This window comes from Bacillus cereus group sp. MG20, assembly GCF_040459885.1.
GTDB lineage: Bacteria > Bacillota > Bacilli > Bacillales > Bacillaceae_G > Bacillus_A > Bacillus_A cereus.
Genome location: NZ_JARVHF010000001.1, coordinates 4,113,741 through 4,133,273, shown reverse-complemented (window position 1 = coordinate 4,133,273; position 19,533 = coordinate 4,113,741). Strand labels below are relative to the sequence as shown.

Here is a 19,533-nt window from a genome sequence, read left to right as displayed (position 1 = left end):
CTTCTCTCACCTATCAAATATTTATTTCACAAGCGCTATAAGAGATTTTAATTTCCCTGCTGCATGGACATAAGCTCTCGCCGACGCTTCCAATACGTCTTGCGCAACTCCAAAACCTGATATTTGGTGACTACCTTCTTTTAATTCAACATGAACGTGAGCAAGTGCATCTTGACCTTGTGTAATAGATTGTATGCGATAATCTGCCAATTCACATTCTAATCCTAAAATTCTTTGAATCGCATTGTATATCGCTTCAATACTACCAGAACCAGTGGCTGCATCTTCATATACATTTCCTTCCTCATCCTTCAGCACAACTGTTGCGCATTGTGTACTATTTGATACGAAATGCACTTGTAATTGCGTAATGTTATATTGCTGGGCTGCAAATGCTGCTTCACCAAGCATAATTGCACGTAAATCTTCCTCAGTAATTTCCTTTTTACGATCCGCCAATTTTTTAAATGCTTCGAATGCCGCATCTCGCTCTTCATTTGTAAATTCATAACCAAGCTCTTTCATTTTTTCCGTAAACGCATGACGGCCAGAATGTTTCCCAAGTACAAAGAGATTTTGAGATTCTCCTATAAGCGCTGGTTCGATAATTTCATAAGTTGTTACTTCTTTTAGAACCCCATCTTGGTGGATGCCTGATTCATGAGCAAATGCATTCGCTCCAACGATTGCTTTATTTTTCGGTACAACCATACCCGTTAACCTGCTTACTAATGTACTCGTTGCCTTAATCTCTTTTAAAGTCATCGAAGGTTCTGCTTTATAAAAATCTTTTCTAATATGAAGAGCAACCGCAACTTCTTCTAACGCTGCATTCCCTGCTCTTTCTCCAATGCCATTAATCGTTCCTTCTACTTGCAATGCTCCGCCTTCAACCGCAGCTAACGAATTTGCTACTGCCATACCAAGATCGTCGTGACAATGACAAGAAAAAATCGCTTTTTCATATGATAGAACGGATTCTTGTAAGTATTTAAAAAGAGAATAATATTCTTCCGGATTCGTATATCCAACTGTATCCGGAATATTAATTACATTCGCTCCTGCGCGAATCGCAGTTTCTACTGCTTCAGCTAAAAATGCTCTCGATGTTCTTGTCGCATCTTCTGCAGAAAATTGTACTGTCGGAAATAATGATTTTCCAAGCGTAACCGAACGATGGATACTATTTAACACATCTTCTTTTGACATACAAAGTTTATATTTCATATGAATATCACTTGTAGCTAGAAATACGTGTAGACGAGGAGATACAGCACCTTTCACAGCTTCATATGCTCTTCGAATGTCACTTTCTTTCGCTCTAGCTAAACTCATAACCGTAGCATTTTGAATTGTATTCGCGATGCGTTTTACCGATTGGAAGTCACCTTCGGAAGCTGCCGCGAATCCAGCTTCCATTACATGAATACCAAGCCTCTCTAATTGCCTAGCAATTTGTAACTTCTCTTGTTCATTTAAATTTACTCCTGGTGATTGTTCGCCATCACGAAGCGTTGTATCCATGAACAAAATCTGCTTCATATTATTTAATCCCTACCTTTACTCGCGGCTGTACGAAAGGCATCATTTCACGTAATTTACGTCCTACTACTTCGATTTCATGTTCATTCTCTTTCTCATTTGTCGCGTGGAAATTTGGTCTTCCTGCTTTATGCTCTGCAATCCAGCCTCTTGCAAATGTACCATCTTGAATTTCTGCTAATACTGCCCCCATCGCTTTCTTCGTATCTTCAGTAACAACGCGTGGTCCTGATACGAAGTCTCCCCACTGCGCTGTATCTGAAACTGAATATCTCATATTTTCAAGTCCACCTTCATACATAAGGTCAACGATTAGCTTCAGTTCATGTAAACATTCAAAATATGCAAGTTCAGGCTGGTATCCCGCATCAACTAACGTTTCAAATCCTGCTTTTACAAGTGCAGTCACTCCGCCGCAGAGTACAGCTTGCTCTCCAAATAAATCTGTTTCTGTTTCTTCTTTAAACGTCGTTTCTAATACACCAGCTCTCGTTGCTCCAATTCCGTCAGCATAAGAAAGTGCTTTTTCAGTCGCAACTCCTGTTGCATCTTGATATACTGCAAATAATGCAGGAACAGCCCCTCTCTCGGTGAACGTACGGCGTACGAGATGCCCCGGTCCTTTTGGCGCTACTAGAAATACATCTACATTAGCTGGTGGTTTTACTTGATCAAAGTGAACATTAAATCCATGTGCGAACACGAGAGAGTTTCCAGCCTGTAAATTTGGTGCAATTTCAGCTTCATATACTTCTGGTTGTAATTCATCAGGTAATAGAATCATTACTACATCAGCTTTTTCCGCTGCTTCTGCTACTGTATATACAAAAAACCCATCTTCATTCGCTTTATCCCAAGACTTACCTTTTCTTAAACCTACTACTACATCAAATCCGTTATCACGTAAATTTTGCGCATGCGCATGACCTTGCGAGCCATATCCGATGATTGCTACTTTCTTTTCCTTTAATACATTTACTGTTACATCTTTCTCATAATAAACTTTTGCCATTTTCATTTCCCCCTATATTTAAATGATTATTGAATTAACATAACTTGCTTATCTTGTTTTTTCATACTACGTGTAAATGCTGTTACACCTGTTCTAGCAATTTCTTTTAAACCGTATGGACGAAGTAATTCAATTAACGCTTCTACTTTATCTTGCGTACCTGTTACTTGCACAACTATGGAATCCTTCCCAACATCTATTACAGCGGCTCGAAATGGTTCAATTAAACTATATAATTCTGCCCTCGCTACAGAAGTTGCTACTTTAATAAGAGCAAGCTCTCTAGCAATCATTGCTTCTTCTGTAATATCTGATACTTTCAGAACATCGATTTGCTTATGAAGTTGTTTAATTAACTGCTCAACTTGCTGTTCACTTTCAACGTGTACAACAATCGTCATTCGCGATATATCTGATGATTCTGTATGACCTACTGAAATACTTTCAATATTAAAATGTCTTCGTGTCATAACCCCTGTAATTCTGTTTAACACACCACTTTGATTTCGAACTGTCGCTGTAACAATTCTCTTCACCCTTTTTCCACTCCCTCCATTTGGTGAACACCTTTTCCTGGTGCAACCATCGGCATAACCTTCTCTGATTGAAGTACACGACAATCGATTACGACTGGCTCTTGTAATTCGATCGCATGCTGGATTTGCTTCTTTGCAAGAAGTGGATCGTCAATACGAACACCTTTTATACCATACGCATTCGCAAGAGCGACGAAATCTGGTTGGCATGGCAATAAAGAATGTGAATATCTTTGATTGTAAAATTCATCTTGCCATTGTCTTACCATTCCTAAAGCTTCATTATTTAAAATAAATACTTTAACGGGTAAAGCGTGTTCTTTTAATACACTTAATTCTTGCAGAGTCATTTGAAACCCAGCATCACCAACAATTGCAATAACTAATTCTTCAGGCTTTGCAATTTGCGCACCGATTGCTGCTGGAAATCCGAACCCCATCGTTCCTAATCCGCCAGAAGTTACCCATTTATCTGGATTTTTCAACGGATAGTATTGTGCTGCCCACATTTGATGTTGCCCAACGTCTGTTGTTACAATCGCTTCTCCTTTCGTGATTTCATATAGCATATCAATCGCGTATTGAGGTTTAATACTTTCAGAATTTCGTTTATAAGAGAATGGATACTTTTCTTTTCTACTCTTTAATAAAGAGAGCCATTCATGATGATTTTCTTTCTTTCCTTCTGATTGAAGCAATACTTCTAACGCCCGCTTAGCACTTGCAACAATAGGAATCTCTGTTGGCACATTTTTCCCGATTTCTGCTGGATCAATATCGATATGTGCAACAGTCGCCCCTTTAGCAAAAAAAGCTAAATTCCCAGTAAGACGATCGTCAAATCTCGCACCTATATTAATGAGTAAGTCGCATTCATATAACGCCATATTGGCTGTGTAAGAACCGTGCATTCCCCCCATCCCTAGAAATAGCCCATCATCTGGCGGAAAACCACCAAGTCCAAGTAACGTATGCACAACAGGGATTTCATATTTACGGGCAAAACTTGTCAATTCTTTCGAAGCTTTCGCATGCAGTATACCTGCTCCAGCTAAAATTAACGGTTTTTTTGCGGTTTCAATTGCTTGTAGTAATTTGTTTATTTGAAGTAGATTCGGTTCATAATTAGGGTTATATCCTGGTAAATCCATTTGTACATTGCTACATCGCTCACCTTTCTCGACTACCATATCTTTCGGAAGGTCAATAACGACTGGTCCTGGTCTTCCTGTTTTAGCAATATGAAATGCTTCTTTAATAATTCGAGGTAAATCTGAGGCCTTTCGCACTTGATAGTTATGTTTTGTCACTGGCATCGTAAGTCCCATAATATCCGCCTCTTGAAAAGCATCGCTCCCAATTAACGTTGTTGCTACTTGGCCTGTAAATACAACAAGTGGCAATGAATCAATCATTGCATCCGCTAGACCCGTAATTACATTTGTAGCACCTGGTCCACTCGTTGCAATTACAACCCCTGGGTTCCCTGTAATTCTGGCATACCCTTCAGCAGCGTGAATTGCCCCTTGCTCATGCCTTGTTAAAATATGCGGAATTTCACAATCATACAGTGCATCATAGAGAGGTAAAACGGCACCACCCGGATAACCGAAAATCACTTTTACGCCTTCCTTTTCTAGCGCTTCTAACAATAGCTGTGCACCAGTTGCCAGTTTCTCTTCCGTTTTTGAAGACATTGTTCTTATAAGCCCCCTTTTTCAAACTTTTATACAATAAAAAAATCCTACGTCCACACTCCAGCTATGTGCTGAAGGGACGAAAGATTTCGCGGTACCACCCTTCTTTGCAAGAATACTCTTGCCTCAGTGATCCATAAATGGATCTAGCTAATAACGGAGCTACCGTCTAAGCCTAGACAAATGCTTTAGCTTAGCACTCAAGGGCGATGTTCGTCGACGTGAACCATCGGTTTTCAGCAACCACCGACTCTCTGTGAGGCTTCACAATCAACTACTCCTCCCTATCAACGCTTTCTTATGTTAAAAAAGTTGTTATCCAACTTTATTTTCTTCGTAAATTTTCTCTCCATCTTCTACAACTAACTTACGAAACTCTTCTAATAAACGGTTCGTATGTGGACCTGTTTGCCCTAAGCCAATCGTTCTACCATCTACTGTCGTAACAGCAATAACTTCAGCAGCTGTTCCTGTTAAAAACACTTCATCAGCTACATATACATCATGTCTTGTAAATAACTCTTCTCTTACGTCATATCCAAGTTTTTCGCCGATTTCTAAAATGGCGTTTCGTGTAATACCTTCTAACGCTCCAGCAGAACTTGGTGGTGTAATTAATTTATTTCCTTTAACAATAAACACGTTATCTCCTGAGCCTTCAGCTACATATCCTTGATCATTTAACATAAGTGCTTCTTGTACTCCAGCTAATTTCGCTTCAATACGAACTAAAATATTGTTTAAGTAATTTAAAGATTTTACTTGAGGGGATAAAACATCGGGACGATTTCGACGCGTTGCAACTGTTACAACTGGAATCCCTTTCTCATAATATTCTTGTGGGAATAAAGATAATTGTTCTGCAATTACTACTACATTCGGCTTCTTACATGAATCGGGATCCAATCCAAGATTTCCTGCTCCTCTTGATACAACAAGGCGAATGTATCCATTAGATAATTTATTTTGTCGAATCGTCTCAACAACAATATTTGTTACTTCATCTAATGAATATGGAATTTCTAAAAGGATTGATTTTGCTGATTCATACAACCGGACAAGATGCTCTCTCAAACGGAAAACATTACCGCTATAAACTCTAATTCCTTCAAACACTCCATCGCCATATAAATAGCCATGATCATATACTGAAACTTTTGCCTCATCTTTTGGAACAAATTCTCCATTTAAGAAAATCCATTGCTCATTCACTAGAAGCGCCTCCTATGTTCTATGAATTTTTTATTGTTTCCTAGTTTACTCTCCTTTCTAAATAAATCAAGTGAATTTTTAGAAAATTTATAATTTTTAATCGTACGTACTTCTTTACTTATATTGATTTAACAACATTGTTAACGTTTACAAAAAGTCAAAAATTTTTTTTCGCCAATTTCCACTAAAAAAATATTTGTTTAAAAGAAGGATTTTCATCAATTGATACGAATCTATTGTATTCAATAAACGGACGTCCGATTTTATAAATCCGGGAATATATAACGACTTTTGCTGAAAAAGGGGGGAAATAACAAAAATAGCGCTGTCTAAAAATAACATTCATATTTTTCATTTCGTAATCATAATCCTATTTTTAAAAAACAATTTGTCAAAATGAAGGAGGAAATAAATATGGCGTGTGTACAAATTAAAGGAACGAGACAAGAGGTAGTAGAAATGCTGCAATTATTTGATCTAATGGATACGAAAGGTTTTTGTAAATTCGATAATTACGTAGAGGTAGAACCAAATACGCAAGAACATAATCATTTTATTGCTTCAATCGACATCCATTCAAATACTTCTTCTGCCCAAGATACATTAAACGATCAATTCGTTAGTCAAATGCTTACTGGCGTATATAACGACTAAACAAAGATTTACTTCCTACCGTCTTTTCATAAATGCAGTGAACTTGAGCATACTAGCAATTAGATGGTAGGAGGTGAGAATTATGGCTAGAATTGGCGTTGAAAACTCATTAACAGACGTTCAACAAGCTCTTCAGCAACAAGGTCATGAAGTTGTTACACTTAACTCAGAACAGGATGCACAAGGGTGTGATTGTTGCGTTGTAACTGGGCAAGATTCTAATGTGATGGGCATTGCAGATGCATCAATTAAAGGATCAGTCATTACAGCTCACGGTTTAACAACGGATGAAATTTGTCAACAAGTTGAAAGTCGCACTTAAAAAATGAAAGAGGACTCCTTTTAAAAGGAGTCCTCTTTTTTATATTCACCTAACGGGAAAGTAACATATACTGGATGAAAGCCCTACCTCTCTCTCATCATTACGGTTCCACTGACCGCTCCTTGATTCACTAGTATACATATATAGCTTACAAATACAATTTATAGGGTTTGTTCACAAAAGTTGTTGATAAAATTACCCGATCTTTCGCAAACTTTTCGTATTGCATTCATAAGAGATATTTACTTTACACTAGCTGTAACCGAGACACGAATTAAAATTCTAACACCAATACAATAGCTTGTCAATATTTTTCCGCAAATTAAAAACAGACATTAACGGTTTGTCTGTTTTAGAATGGAGCTTTTTCTTTTATTACATATACAACAAAGCCGCTTACTAACATAAATAAGCCAACTACTAAGTTTTTGATATTAATCATAAATTCCTCTCCCTTATTCCACACATCATATATATTTACATTTCAATTATTCCGATCATCCTAAAGCGCACTTTTTCTAATATATCATAATTCCTAAAAAATGCAAGTTCACTTTTGACGACCATTCACAAATTTATCTACAGTGCTTGGTACAGTATTTAAAGCCTTTTCAATTAAATGTGTACTGCTGTTGAGATGTAATACTTGCACCCCATTAGAACCAACTACTAAAAAAGCTACTGGACTAATAGAAACCCCAGCCCCGCTTCCTCCTCCAAATGGGTGCCCTTGCTTATTCTCTTTATGCTGATTTTGCCCACCGTTATGTTTTTCAGTAATGAAACCCCCTTTAAAATCACTTCCACCAGCTCCAAAACCAAAAGCCACTTGAGATACTGTTAATACAACATTTCCGTCAGCTGTTGAAACCGGGCTCCCAACAATTGTATTTACATCTACCATCTCTTTTAAATTTGTCATTGCCGTTTTCATTAAATTTTCAATTGGATGTTCCATTATGTATTGCACCCTTTCCTCATTATTCCTTTTTATACTTTCCAAAATAGAGGAAGTCATACTAACTTTTCCTATTTCAAGAAAACATTTTCCTCCTTTTAATAGATATTACTGCCCGTTAATGCGGGATAAAAAAGAAAAAGAGATACATACTACTATTGAACCTTGTTATGAAAGGAGCCATGACTTTGACTGAGAAATTTGATGATTATAAAAGAAGAGATAGAATAGATAGTGATTATAGTGACTATAAAGAAGAGTATGCCGCTGAGGTTGCACCACAACGCATTGATTATGATTACGATGATAAAGACGATAAAGATGTTGTAAAATCGTCCGCTGCTGGATCAACTGCTGGTTTTATCGCTCTTGCGCTATCTATCTTATCGCTATTTACATTCCCAACACTATTTGGTCTTGTTTCTGTTTTACTCGGTATTTACGCTTATAATCGCGGAGCTACTGTAACTGGCGGTATCGCTGCAGTTGTCGGTGGGATTGCTGCACTTATCGCAATTTTATTCCGAGTAGCACTTATTGGTTTATTGTTCTCCCTTTTCTAAAAAAGAAAAAGGTATCTCGCTTAACGCGGGATACCTTATCCTGTAAACACATCTTCCGATGGATATTTTATTTTTTGTTTTGCTGGTCGCGCTAAAGAGAACACAAGTGTTAATGGTCCAATTAATCCGCAGAACATAACAAACATAATAATACATTTTCCGAATGCCGATAGCTTTGCAGTAATTCCCATCGTTAATCCGACTGTACCAAACGCTGATATTGTCTCAAATAATAATTGAATAAAGCTGAAGTTTTCTGTAAGCATTAATATAAATACCGCTGCAAAAATAAGTATTTGACTGGCAACAGCAATCGCTAAGGCCCTCGTTACTGTCGACATTTTAATTGTACGCTGAAATAAAACAATTTCCTCCTTTTTTCTAAAGAAAGAAAGGACAGATGTAATTAAGATAACAAACGTTGTTAATTTAATTCCTCCACCTGTTGATACACTTCCTGCACCAATAAACATTAAAATCATCGTAAATAATATAGATGATTCTTCCATACCTCCATAGTCAACCGTATTAAATCCAGCTGTCCGCGGGGTAATACCTTGAAAGAAGGAAGCCCATAGTTTTTCATTTAAAGATAAATTCCCTAACGTCTTCACATTATTATATTCCAATACAAAAATTACAATCATTGCTATAACATTTAGCACTACTGTTCCAATAATCATTATTTTTGAGTGAAGTGATAATTTTCGAAAACTGCGACTATACCATATATCAATTAATACGGTAAAACCGAGTCCACCTATTACAATTAAAGAGCAAATCCCAATATTAATAATGGGATCTCCTACATATCTTGTTAAATTATCTGGCCATAAAGCAAAGCCTGCATTATTATAAGATGCAATTACATGAAAAATACTATAGTATAAACCTTTTCCAAAACCAAACTCTGGAATAAAGCGAAACGATAAAAAGATGACCCCAATAAGCTCAATACAAATCGAAAATATAAAGACACGCTTTACTAATTTTACAAGACCACCTATATTTGTTTGATTAAACGCTTCTCCAATTAATAAACGATGGCGTAATCCGATTTTTTTGCCTAATACCCAAACAATTAAAATGGCAATTGTCATAAGACCTAGACCACCTGTTTGAATTAAAAACATAATAACAATTTCGCCAAACATCGTAAATGTACTTGCTGTATCCACTACTCCCAAACCAGTTACGGTCGCTGCTGACGTTGCTGTAAAGAAAGCATCTACCCAACTAATATGTGCTTTCGTTGCGAATGGTAACTTTAATAACAAACCGCCAACCACAATTAAGCAGAAAAAACCTAACGCTAATATTTGTGGTGGGTTTAATCGTATAAGACGATTATACAGCCCTTGTTTTTTTGTTACTTCCATATCACTAACTCCCTTATTAAAGTGAAGCTTTCCCCTCATAAATAAAAAGCTTTTTAAAAGCCCTTAAAGAATTGGGACAAACCTTATATTCTTATAATATAGTTGAGCATAATCCTTTTTTTCATAGATTACAACTTTTATTTATATTCAGACTTCTTTTTTCTTTTATGCTGGAAAACTATATATCCTAACTCAATATTGCTAGCAATAACAATTTCATATGTACTATTTTTCAAATCCCCATATCTTTCACTCTATGTTCACATAGAGGTCACATTCACCTTTTATAGTATATGTATCGAAGCTGTTCCTCCCTAATTTATAAGACATTCCCCAGTGTCTTTGAATAGCTTCCATCCCTAATTAAATTGACATAAATTGTCCCCTTTCCTTGACCATCTTATATGTGATGGTCTTATTTTTTTGTCTTTCTATCTTTTATTTAAAACTTCCTCTCTCTTTCACTCTATGTTCACACAGAGGTCACATCCACCTTTTATAGTATATATATCGAAGTTGTTCCTCCCTAATTTATAAGACATTCCCCAGTGTCTTTGAACAGCTTCCATCCCTAATTAAATTGACATAAATTGTCCCCTTCCTTGACCATCTTATAAATGATGGTCTTATTTTTTTGTCTTTCTATCTTTTATTTAAAACTCCCTCTCTCTTTCACCCTATGTTCACATGAGAGTCACACCTATCTTTTATAGTATATGTATCGAAGTTGTTCCTCCCTAATTTATAAGACATTCCCCAGTGTCTTATAGCAACTTCCATCCCTAATTAAATTGACATAAATTGTCCCCTTCCCTTGACCATCCTATGTGATGGTCTATTTTATTTTCCAAACACAAAATCAATCTATCTGTACTTAAATAAAAACCTAAAAATTCAGAAAATATTGTCAAATTAGGTATTTTTTCGGTATAATCACTTTAGGAAGGAATTTCACAAAAACAAAAGGGGGATTTTATTGAGACAAACAAAAGCAATCTTAATCGCATTATTTCTAGGTCTAGTTGTTGGACTCACTCTAAATTTAGCCGCTCCATCTATCTTTGAGCCACTAAATCAATATGTGTTCAACCCAATTGGTCAATTGTTTATTCGACTTATTAAAATGCTAGTTGTTCCTGTTGTGTTCATTTCTATCGTACTTGGTGCTGCCGGCCTTGGAGATCCGAAACAACTTGGAAGAATCGGTTTAAAATCAATTTCATTCTTTCTCGTAACAACTGCGGTTGCCATCTCTATAGCGGTTACATTTGCACTTATTATAAAACCAGGAGCTGGCGGTAATTTTAAAACAGAAGGTCTTAAGTATGAAGGTGCAAAAACTGAAACATCTTTCGTCGACACATTGCTAAATATCGTACCAGATAACCCAGCAAAAGCGATGGCTGACGGAAACATGTTACAAATCATTGCCTTTGCCGTATTGATTGGACTCGGTATAGCTATTTTAGGAAAACGAGTTCAAGATATCCATTCATTACTTGAACAGGGCAACGAATTAATGATGTATCTCGTTAATCTCGTTATGAAATTAGCCCCAATTGGAACATTCGGTTTGCTCGCTTCATCCGTTGGTAAAATGGGGCTTGCAGGCGTCGCTGCGATGTTCAAGTATATGATTGTCGTTATGTTAGTACTCATTATTCACGGGGTCTTTGTATATGGTGGCTTATTAAAGGTATTAGCAAAAGAAAGTATTGTTCGTTTCTTTAAACATTTCGGACCAGTAATGGCAATTGGATTTAGTACATCTAGCTCTAATGCATCGCTTCCATTTGCAATGAAAACAGCACAAGATAAGCTTGGCGTTCCAAAAGCGATAAGCTCATTTGTACAACCACTAGGGGCAACTATTAATATGGATGGTACTGCCATTATGCAAGGAGTAGCAACTGTATTTATCGCTCAAGTATACGGAGTTGAACTTACATTACCGCAATTAGCTATGGTCGTATTAACCGCTGTACTAGCTAGTATCGGTACTGCTGGTGTACCAGGTGTTGGACTTGTAATGCTTACAATGGTTTTAAATCAAGTAAATCTACCAGTAGAAGGTATCGCTTTAATTATCGGTATTGACCGTATTCTAGATATGTCTAGAACAGCTGTAAACATTTCTGGGGATGCAATTTGCGCAATGATTGTCGCAAAATCAGAAGAAAAATATAATACTGATCAATCGGCAGCATCGTAAATCAAAAAAGGAGTGAATATATTCACTCCTTTTTTGATTTACTCCCTTTTTTAGAACGATATTCTTTCCCTTTATTATCATTACCAGTTTCAAATTCAGTGCTAAATTCCTGATTAAACTGGCCGAACTTTGGTGATCCTTGATTACCGCTCCCTTTACTACCGTTACGATTCGTCATATTTCTCCCCCCCTTCCTTGTATTAGTAGTATGGCGCTCTATCTTTTTTCATACACATTTTATTTTTTAACATCTATTACACATGAAAGAAGACCTTCCATATATAAGGAAGATCTTCTCTTTCATCACGTAAGCGTTTTCTTGTTTATAATCACTTAAATAAGTTTTTTGGAAATCGAAATCATTACATTCATTTCATCTTCTGAAAGTGTAGAGAATCTTTCTTGTAAATATTGTTTTTTCGCATCTTCCATTTTCGCAACTAAATCTTTCCCTTGTTCTGTAATCTCTAAATACACAACTCGGCGATCTGATGTAGAACGTGAACGAGTTACAAAACCTTTATTAATTAATTTTTCTGTAACAGCTGTAATATGACTATTCGACACATTTAATTCATTTGCTACACGCGATACCATTTCTTTATTCGTACGATTTAATATTCTCAGGACGATGAATTCATTCCACGGTATGTAACCACCGAATATTTTTCCGATATCATTACGCAATGTGCGAAACATAGCAAACACATTTGTCGATAGTTCTTCCATTAATTGCTCTCGATTTTGAGACAACTTTGACAGCTCCTTTTATTTCATTTAGTTAAATAAAAACCTTATTAATAATTTTACATGAAATCTTACTTTTTGTCACCTTATTTTCCCATAATTCGTAGTTTTTTAATATGTATTTCATGATAAAATGAAGTTAACTTCCAGAAAAAGGGGGTATTTTAATGCATGAGGAGGAGAAATTCTCAAATCTCAGCCTAAAAGATAAAACGATTATCATTAGTATTATTGCTCTTTTTCTCATTATAATTTTTGCATTTATATTTTTTGTATATGTAGGAATCTTTCAAATTACAGGTATCGAGTATAGTTCACGTACTGCGTTACTTCTCTTTTTTTTATTAATCACTTTCTTAGACAGTATTATATTTTTCATCTTCAGTTTCTTCAAAGCGCTGCTATATCCACTGACACAAAACATGCCAAATTGGATTTCTATTACTCTTTTCTCATTCATTGAAATTACACTAGATTGGTTCGTCATTCATACTGCTGATGATTGGATAGAAAGCGTACAAATGTCCAACATAGCTGAATTATGTGTCGTACTATTCTTTTTCCTCTTAAATAAATTATTAAGTGACGAGAAAGAGTAAGAATACAAGCTTTTCTATATAAAAATTGGTACAATGAAAGCAAATCTTACTAAAGAGGTGTTAATTATGAACTTACAACAATGGGCTGATAAAGGTATGTCCTTTGATACATATGTGAATGAAATGCAAGTAAACCAATACGAGCTACTACACATTTACAATAACTTTTTAATTCCAAATGAATTACTTCCTGTATTAGAAGAACGTCAAAATGACGGCTGGCGTGTTATCGTATTAACTGCTGATTGGTGTGGCGATGCTCTTTTATGCGTACCTGTTATGAAACGAATTTCTGAAGTTGCAAATATTGAAATGAGTTTATTAATTCGCGACGAAAACTTAGAATTAATGGATCAATATTTAACAAATGGAACAGCACGTGCGATTCCAATCTTTATTTTCATTGATAAAGATGGAAATGAACAAGCCGTCTTTGGACCACGCGCTCCAAAAGTACAAGAATTAGTAACTTCAATGCGCGCTACATTACCTGAAAAAGAAGATCCAACATTCGAAGAAAAACAAAAAGAAATGTATGCTAATTTCCGTGCTACATTAGCTGATGATACTTCTCTTTGGGAGCATGTAATGGAAAATATGGTGGAAAAAATAGTAAAATAAAAAACCTGCCGAGCTCGGCAGGTTTTTTTATTACATAATGAAGAAATAGAATACCGCAGCTAAAATGAAACGATAATAAGCGAACGGTGTTAGTTTTACACGAGATAATAATTTCAAGAATGAAACAATTGCAAGCATCGCAACAACGAATGCAGTTACAAATCCTGTTACAAATAGCGTTATATCTGCTGAGCTTAATACATCCCAGCTTTTAATTAAATCTAATCCACTTGCAGCTACCATCATCGGTACCGCTAAAATGAACGTATATTCAGCTGCCGCTGTATGCGACACGCGAGCTAATAAACCACCACTGATTGTAGAACCAGAACGAGAAAATCCTGGCCAAAGAGCTAAACATTGAAACATTCCAATTGTAAATGCCTGTTTATATGTGATTTCATCTAACGTTCTTGCTGTACTTGGTTTTGAAAACTTCTCAGCAACAATCATTAAAATACCACCGGCTACTAAGCTAATAACAACTGGTCCTGGACCAAATAAAACCTCTTTAATAGTGCTATGGAATAATACGCCAAGTATCCCGGCAGGAATCATCCCGATAATAATATGTAATAAATTTAACGATGGTCCGTCTGTTACTTTACCTATTCCAACTAACGACCATAGACGCTTCCAAAATATAACAACAACTGCTAAAATCGATCCCAATTGGATAACAACTTCAAAAACTTTCGCTCTCTCATCGTCAAATCCAATTAAATGTCCTGTTAAAATCATATGTCCTGTTGATGATACTGGTAGAAACTCTGTTAACCCTTCAACAGCACCCATGATTAAACCAATTAACCAATCAGCCACAAGTAGTGCCTCCTTAATAACAAATAATATGTAATTTTTTCACACCTTATCATAATACCTTATCCCTTTTCAAAGTGCATCCTTTTTTTATTGGTTTCATATGTTGTAGGCGCGTATTTCTTTTCTAATCTTTGATTAAATTGTATGATAGTAAGAGTTTGTTTTTTTATATGGAAAGGGGATTTTATGAAAGAAACTACTTCATTTTCACAAAAGTTAAAGCAATTTGTATTACTATTTTTTCCGATTTTCGTAACGCAAATGTCATTATTTGCGATGAGTTTTTTTGATACAACAATGTCAGGACATGCAAGTCCAACTGATTTAGCAGGTGTTGCAATTGGAACAAGTATATGGCTTCCAGTTAGTACGGGATTAACAGGAATTTTAATGGCTACTACTCCCATTGTTGCACAACTCGTCGGATCCAAGAAAAAAAAGGACGTTCCCCACGTTGTCATACAAGCAGTTTATTTAGCAATTTGTGCTAGCTTCGTTGTTATCCTCATCGGTTTCTTCGTCGTTTCACCTATTTTAAACGGCATGCGCTTAGAAGAACCTGTGGAACGAATTGCAGCTCAATTTTTAAGTATTATCGCAATAGGAATTATACCTTTATTCACTTACACTGTTTTACGTGGATTTATTGATGCATTAGGAAAAACTCGAACAACGATGATTATTACATTACTATCATTACCAATTAACGTAATATTAAATTACCTATTAATTTTTGGTAACTTCGGTTTCCCAAAGCTTGGTGGTGTCGGAGCAGCAATTGCTTCCACTGCAACATATTGGTGCATTTTAATTATTACAGTCATTATTATTCAGACGAAAGAGCCTTTTGCCTCTTTCAACATTTTCAAACAATTATATCGCCCTTCTCTTTCTAGTTGGACAGCATTCTTAAAGCTTGGCGTTCCTATCGGATTTGCTATCTTTTTTGAAACGAGTATTTTCGCTGCGGTAACGCTCATGATGAGTAATTTTAGTACGACAACTATTGCAGCTCACCAAGCAGCTATGAACTTTGCTTCCTTGTTATATATGACTCCGCTCAGTTTAGCAATGGCAATGACTATTGCAGTCGGATTCGAAGTTGGAGCAAAACGTTACGATAATGCAAAACAATACGGACTGATTGGAATTGGATTAGCCCTTGCCTTTGCTTTATTATATTCAATTCTTCTCTACTTCTTTGATAATCAAATTGCTTCTATTTATACGACAGATGCAAAAGTTCATCATTTAGCAAAAGAATTTCTTATCTTTGCGATTTTATTTCAAATTTCAGATGCAATTGCAACCCCTGTACAAGGAGCTCTGCGTGGTTATAAAGATGTAAATGTTGCTCTAATTATGACTTTAATTGCTTATTGGATAATAGGTCTACCACTAGGTTACATATTAGCAACATATACAGAATGGGCCGCAAAAGGTTATTGGATCGGTCTTATTATCGGTCTAGCATTTGGCGCTGCCTTCCTCCTTATCCGTCTCTTTCAAGTACAACGAAAATATACAACACAAAACAGCCGCTAATAATAAAGCGGCTGTTTTCTTTATGCATATTTTTTCTTGTAACGTATAATATAATGAAAAAGAAAGGTGGGTACATATGGACGACAAAGAAAAAAAGCAATCATTCGATGAAGAATTTGCCCCTGAAATTTCACCTGGATATCGGCAAGATGTACATAAGCCACCTAAATATAAAAACACTTCGTTTTTAATGGGCATTACCATTTTCGCTGCTGTATTACTCATACTTATCATTTTCGTTTATTTTTGATGAAAGGTGGCCTATTATATGAAGAAACAAAATTCCAATCGTTCCAAAAGAACTGTTAAAACACAAAAAGGATATGCAGGCGATTCTGTTCATACACTTAAACAAGTGGAGCAAGGAAATTTATATATTGCTCAAAAAGAACTTGGTCAACAAAATGAAAATCTTTAAAGGTCCTTGATTCCTTAAGGGCCTTTTTATTCCGCATTAAGTAGTACACCCCAAAATGATCTATTGAGCAATGAATTTCCTTTATTGTACGCGCTGCTTTTGTTCTAGCACCATAAATATATTATTAACCTTTACAATTTTCACTTCATAATTCAATTTCATTTCGCTTCTCTTACCATTTTCAGTACCCGCAACGTACGCTACAGCTTGATAGAGAAAACTCTCATCTTTCTCTTCACGTATCTCCTCGTTTGTAAATTTATACTCTAACTCTTGAAAACGATTTGGATAATAATTTCCCATTAATTGTTCATACCCTCTATTTAAAAATATTTCTTCACCTTTTCGTTTCACATCTTCTTTATTATTAAACTCAAACACTGATAGTTGTTCAGTCACAAAATGCTCTCCTACCTTTTTCATTTCATTATGAGTTAAATTTTCTATACTTTTATTCTTTAACTCCTTATTTAATCCGTACTGATCAATCGGTTTAAAGGTAGCAAAAACCTCCTCTTTATATGACCAAAACAATACAAAAGCGATACATAGAGAAATGATTAACAGTCTTTTTTTCGTAATACTCCCGCCCTTCTTCATAATGATAGCTATATTTTAACATATAGAAAGAAAATTCTGATATTATAAAGTGGAATAACTTAACTCAGAAACGAGGAACAATTATGGACTCTTACAAACATTATATAAAAGAAGCTTTGCCTAATCTTTCTATACATTCATATAAACAAAATGAAGAAGGTTGGGATAATGTAGCAATTATAGTAAATGATGAGCTACTGTTTCGTTTCCCGCGAAAACAGGAATTTGCAATGCGAATTCCGTTAGAAAAAGAACTATGCACAATTCTCACTCAATCACTACAAGAAATCGAAGTTCCACAATATCACCTAATTTATAAAAATGAATCTGATGAGGTTCCTCTTTGTAGTTACTATACTCTCATTCATGGTGAACCATTAAAAACAGAAATAGTTGCCACGCTGGAGGATACAGAGCTGCAAGCAATTATTACACAATTAGCTACTTTCCTTGCTGCTCTACATAGTATTCCTCTAAAAAGTGTTACAGCGTTAGGATTCCCTATTGAAAAAACACTTACCTACTGGAAAGAGCTACAAACTAAATTAAATCAGTATGTTACTAACAATCTTACTTCGTTCCAGAAATCAGCCTTAAATCGTTTATTCGAGAATTTCTTTGCCTGTCTAGCTACATCTAAATTTCAAAATACAATCATTCACGCTGATTTTACACATCATCACATTTTATTTAACAAGCAGAACAAACGCATTTCAGGTGTTATCGATTTTGGTGATGCGCAAATTGGCGATCCTGCTTTTGATTTTGCAGGACTATATTATGATTTCGGACATGAGTTTACTACATCTGTATATGAACAGTACAGTACACTTATTTCTCATCATGATCCATTACTCATTCACCGCATTACTACCTTTTATCAATATAGTCCTTTACTACATAATATTATTTATAACTTTGAATCAGAGAATGAACTCGAATTCATTACAAGTACAGAACAACTAAAAACGATATTACAGGGATGAGATTACATTCTCTCCCTATATACTCTCTCCTCATACATCATTAACTTTTTATCCATTTCAACAATAACTTTATACAATTGAAATGCCTGTAAAATTTGCAGTTGAATTTCAAAAGGAGCATTTTGTTCTTTTAACCATTGAAATACTTTCGTTTCATCTTTCATTGATTATTCCTCCCTTTATCCCGCTATTTGCGGGTAGCCCGATTGACCCCCACTGATTAAAGTTTCACTTTATTAAAATCTGCTACAAATATACCGTAAATGATGAAAAGCTTTTCATGTCAATAACAAAAAAGGATGCAAAGTTGCATCCTTTAATGAACTATATTTTTCTTCTGTTTCGCTTCTTTCTTTACTTCTTCCCCTTGGCATTCACTACGAAACGCACAACTTATACACTCAGAACGAAAATGACGCTCTGTATAATGCTCAGGTTGCTGTAACATTTCTTTCATTCTAGATAACTCAGCCATTCCAGTTATAATATCTTCCTGTTTCGGAATGTACTCATACTTAGTTCCTTCTATTAAATTAATAACTTCAATTTTTCCTGGAAGAACGCCGAAAGCTTTATAACTGAATACTGTCATTAGCTTCTGACAAAGAGCAAGCATTTCCTCATCCGCATCGACAACATACTTTTTAATTACAAACGACTCAGCATTCCACTCACCAACTTCAAATGTCAATGACATGTGGACACCTAACTCTTCCATATATGTTTGAAACTTCTCGTATAAAAACAATGGTGGTGTCTGACTATCATCCCTTTCAACAAACTGTAATAAGTGATCCGTTAGCTTCGCTAATACAATGTAGTACTCCGTCTTCGAAGCAAACATATTAATCCTTACTTTTTTCCAATACTTTTCTATTAATATTAAAAGTACAATTTTCGTTTGTTGACCCGCAGGTAGCGTGTAATACTCGTTAATAATTTGATTCACAATCATTTGCACTATTTGTTGCCATTCAAATGAAGAAGGTTCTCTTCTTTTTATATGACGAAAATAAAATTTATGCGGACACCGCATAAAATCATACAAATGATAATCTGTCATCGTTTTGATTGAGATTTTCTCATGCACTTGCTCTTCAGCTCCCTT

Annotated in this window: 24 protein-coding genes and 1 other annotated feature; of the genes, 10 read left to right on the top strand and 14 right to left on the bottom strand. The window is 35.6% G+C overall.

Going from position 1 to position 19,533, the window contains the following annotated elements:
* Positions 1-21: 21 nt before the first annotated feature.
* From leuA to ilvE, 5 genes are all read right to left on the bottom strand, one after another.
* Entirely contained in the window at positions 22-1,542 is a 1,521-nt protein-coding gene (gene leuA, locus QCI81_RS21235) for a 2-isopropylmalate synthase (RefSeq protein WP_071730722.1), read from the bottom strand.
* Position 1,543: 1 nt separating this feature from the next.
* A complete protein-coding gene (gene ilvC, locus QCI81_RS21230) occupies positions 1,544-2,554 on the bottom strand; it encodes a ketol-acid reductoisomerase (RefSeq protein ID WP_071730720.1) in 1,011 nt (336 codons plus the stop codon).
* Between the two features lie 26 nt (positions 2,555-2,580).
* Entirely contained in the window at positions 2,581-3,090 is a 510-nt protein-coding gene (gene ilvN, locus QCI81_RS21225; RefSeq protein ID WP_000822952.1) for an acetolactate synthase small subunit, read from the bottom strand.
* Positions 3,087-4,787, bottom strand: a complete 1,701-nt coding sequence (gene ilvB / locus QCI81_RS21220) for an acetolactate synthase large subunit (RefSeq protein WP_064531909.1) — start codon at positions 4,785-4,787, stop codon at positions 3,087-3,089. The genes ilvN and ilvB overlap by 4 nt, the downstream gene beginning before the upstream one ends.
* A 72-nt stretch (positions 4,788-4,859) precedes the next feature.
* Positions 4,860-5,087, bottom strand: a binding site (T-box leader).
* A gap of 15 nt (positions 5,088-5,102) precedes the next feature.
* On the bottom strand, positions 5,103-5,999 hold the full coding sequence (ilvE, locus tag QCI81_RS21215) for a branched-chain-amino-acid transaminase (protein ID WP_001005486.1): 897 nt from the start codon (positions 5,997-5,999) through the stop codon (positions 5,103-5,105).
* Between the two features lie 414 nt (positions 6,000-6,413).
* On the opposite strand from ilvE, the gene QCI81_RS21210 reads away from it, so the two are divergent.
* On the top strand, positions 6,414-6,653 hold the full coding sequence (locus tag QCI81_RS21210; protein WP_000752514.1) for a DUF3911 family protein: 240 nt from the start codon (positions 6,414-6,416) through the stop codon (positions 6,651-6,653).
* A gap of 82 nt (positions 6,654-6,735) precedes the next feature.
* Positions 6,736-6,975, top strand: a complete 240-nt coding sequence (locus QCI81_RS21205) for a YkuS family protein (protein ID WP_000101021.1) — start codon at positions 6,736-6,738, stop codon at positions 6,973-6,975.
* 352 nt (positions 6,976-7,327) lie between these two features.
* On the opposite strand, the gene QCI81_RS21200 is transcribed toward QCI81_RS21205, so the two are convergent.
* On the bottom strand, positions 7,328-7,417 hold the full coding sequence (locus tag QCI81_RS21200; RefSeq protein WP_000608227.1) for a hypothetical protein: 90 nt from the start codon (positions 7,415-7,417) through the stop codon (positions 7,328-7,330).
* A gap of 108 nt (positions 7,418-7,525) precedes the next feature.
* Positions 7,526-7,993: a GerW family sporulation protein gene (gene ytfJ / locus QCI81_RS21195; RefSeq protein WP_002093915.1), complete on the bottom strand. Its 468-nt coding sequence runs from the start codon at positions 7,991-7,993 to the stop codon at positions 7,526-7,528.
* 128 nt (positions 7,994-8,121) lie between these two features.
* On the opposite strand from ytfJ, the gene QCI81_RS21190 reads away from it, so the two are divergent.
* Positions 8,122-8,496 (top strand): hypothetical protein, encoded by a 375-nt coding sequence (locus QCI81_RS21190; protein ID WP_000136546.1) that lies wholly within the window; start codon positions 8,122-8,124, stop codon positions 8,494-8,496.
* 35 nt (positions 8,497-8,531) lie between these two features.
* On the opposite strand, the gene QCI81_RS21185 is transcribed toward QCI81_RS21190, so the two are convergent.
* Positions 8,532-9,875: a TrkH family potassium uptake protein gene (locus tag QCI81_RS21185; protein ID WP_000454115.1), complete on the bottom strand. Its 1,344-nt coding sequence runs from the start codon at positions 9,873-9,875 to the stop codon at positions 8,532-8,534.
* Between the two features lie 976 nt (positions 9,876-10,851).
* Between QCI81_RS21185 and QCI81_RS21180 the strand changes: the two genes are divergently transcribed.
* Complete coding sequence (locus tag QCI81_RS21180) at positions 10,852-12,087, top strand: dicarboxylate/amino acid:cation symporter (protein ID WP_071730718.1); 1,236 nt, start codon at positions 10,852-10,854, stop codon at positions 12,085-12,087.
* 22 nt (positions 12,088-12,109) lie between these two features.
* Here the strand turns inward: QCI81_RS21180 and QCI81_RS21175 are convergent, their stop codons facing one another.
* Together QCI81_RS21175 and QCI81_RS21170 are read right to left on the bottom strand one after the other, a co-directional pair.
* Positions 12,110-12,265 (bottom strand): imidazoleglycerol-phosphate dehydratase, encoded by a 156-nt coding sequence (locus tag QCI81_RS21175; protein WP_071730717.1) that lies wholly within the window; start codon positions 12,263-12,265, stop codon positions 12,110-12,112.
* 155 nt (positions 12,266-12,420) lie between these two features.
* Positions 12,421-12,840 carry a MarR family winged helix-turn-helix transcriptional regulator gene (locus tag QCI81_RS21170; protein WP_000081434.1) on the bottom strand — a complete coding sequence of 140 codons (420 nt, stop codon included), beginning with the start codon at positions 12,838-12,840 and terminating at the stop codon, positions 12,421-12,423.
* A 161-nt stretch (positions 12,841-13,001) separates the two neighbouring features.
* Between QCI81_RS21170 and QCI81_RS21165 the strand changes: the two genes are divergently transcribed.
* Both QCI81_RS21165 and QCI81_RS21160 read left to right on the top strand, forming a co-directional pair.
* Positions 13,002-13,433: a YrvL family regulatory protein gene (locus QCI81_RS21165; protein WP_071730715.1), complete on the top strand. Its 432-nt coding sequence runs from the start codon at positions 13,002-13,004 to the stop codon at positions 13,431-13,433.
* A 33-nt stretch (positions 13,434-13,466) separates the two neighbouring features.
* The gene (locus tag QCI81_RS21160; protein ID WP_002040836.1) at positions 13,467-14,054 is read left to right on the top strand and encodes a thioredoxin family protein; all 588 of its coding nucleotides are present in this window, start codon (positions 13,467-13,469) and stop codon (positions 14,052-14,054) included.
* Between the two features lie 30 nt (positions 14,055-14,084).
* Here the strand turns inward: QCI81_RS21160 and uppP are convergent, their stop codons facing one another.
* Positions 14,085-14,876, bottom strand: coding sequence for a bacitracin resistance undecaprenyl-diphosphatase (gene uppP, locus QCI81_RS21155; protein ID WP_000796253.1), 792 nt, complete (start codon positions 14,874-14,876; stop codon positions 14,085-14,087).
* 186 nt (positions 14,877-15,062) lie between these two features.
* Between uppP and QCI81_RS21150 the strand changes: the two genes are divergently transcribed.
* From QCI81_RS21150 to QCI81_RS21140, 3 genes are all read left to right on the top strand, one after another.
* Entirely contained in the window at positions 15,063-16,421 is a 1,359-nt protein-coding gene (locus QCI81_RS21150) for an MATE family efflux transporter (RefSeq protein WP_000665559.1), read from the top strand.
* Positions 16,422-16,497: 76 nt separating this feature from the next.
* Positions 16,498-16,671, top strand: a complete 174-nt coding sequence (locus QCI81_RS21145) for a hypothetical protein (RefSeq protein WP_000341062.1) — start codon at positions 16,498-16,500, stop codon at positions 16,669-16,671.
* Positions 16,672-16,689: 18 nt separating this feature from the next.
* Entirely contained in the window at positions 16,690-16,839 is a 150-nt protein-coding gene (locus QCI81_RS21140) for a hypothetical protein (RefSeq protein WP_000744623.1), read from the top strand.
* A gap of 81 nt (positions 16,840-16,920) precedes the next feature.
* Here QCI81_RS21140 and QCI81_RS21135 read toward each other — a convergent pair whose 3' ends face one another.
* Positions 16,921-17,439 (bottom strand): hypothetical protein, encoded by a 519-nt coding sequence (locus tag QCI81_RS21135; RefSeq protein ID WP_000715258.1) that lies wholly within the window; start codon positions 17,437-17,439, stop codon positions 16,921-16,923.
* An 83-nt stretch (positions 17,440-17,522) separates the two neighbouring features.
* Between QCI81_RS21135 and QCI81_RS21130 the strand changes: the two genes are divergently transcribed.
* Positions 17,523-18,425 carry an aminoglycoside phosphotransferase family protein gene (locus tag QCI81_RS21130; RefSeq protein WP_063546917.1) on the top strand — a complete coding sequence of 301 codons (903 nt, stop codon included), beginning with the start codon at positions 17,523-17,525 and terminating at the stop codon, positions 18,423-18,425.
* A gap of 2 nt (positions 18,426-18,427) precedes the next feature.
* Here QCI81_RS21130 and QCI81_RS21125 read toward each other — a convergent pair whose 3' ends face one another.
* Both QCI81_RS21125 and QCI81_RS21120 read right to left on the bottom strand, forming a co-directional pair.
* A complete protein-coding gene (locus QCI81_RS21125; protein WP_000651086.1) occupies positions 18,428-18,589 on the bottom strand; it encodes a hypothetical protein in 162 nt (53 codons plus the stop codon).
* A gap of 152 nt (positions 18,590-18,741) precedes the next feature.
* Positions 18,742-19,515, bottom strand: coding sequence for a hypothetical protein (locus QCI81_RS21120; protein ID WP_000544586.1), 774 nt, complete (start codon positions 19,513-19,515; stop codon positions 18,742-18,744).
* Positions 19,516-19,533 lie beyond the last annotated feature (18 nt).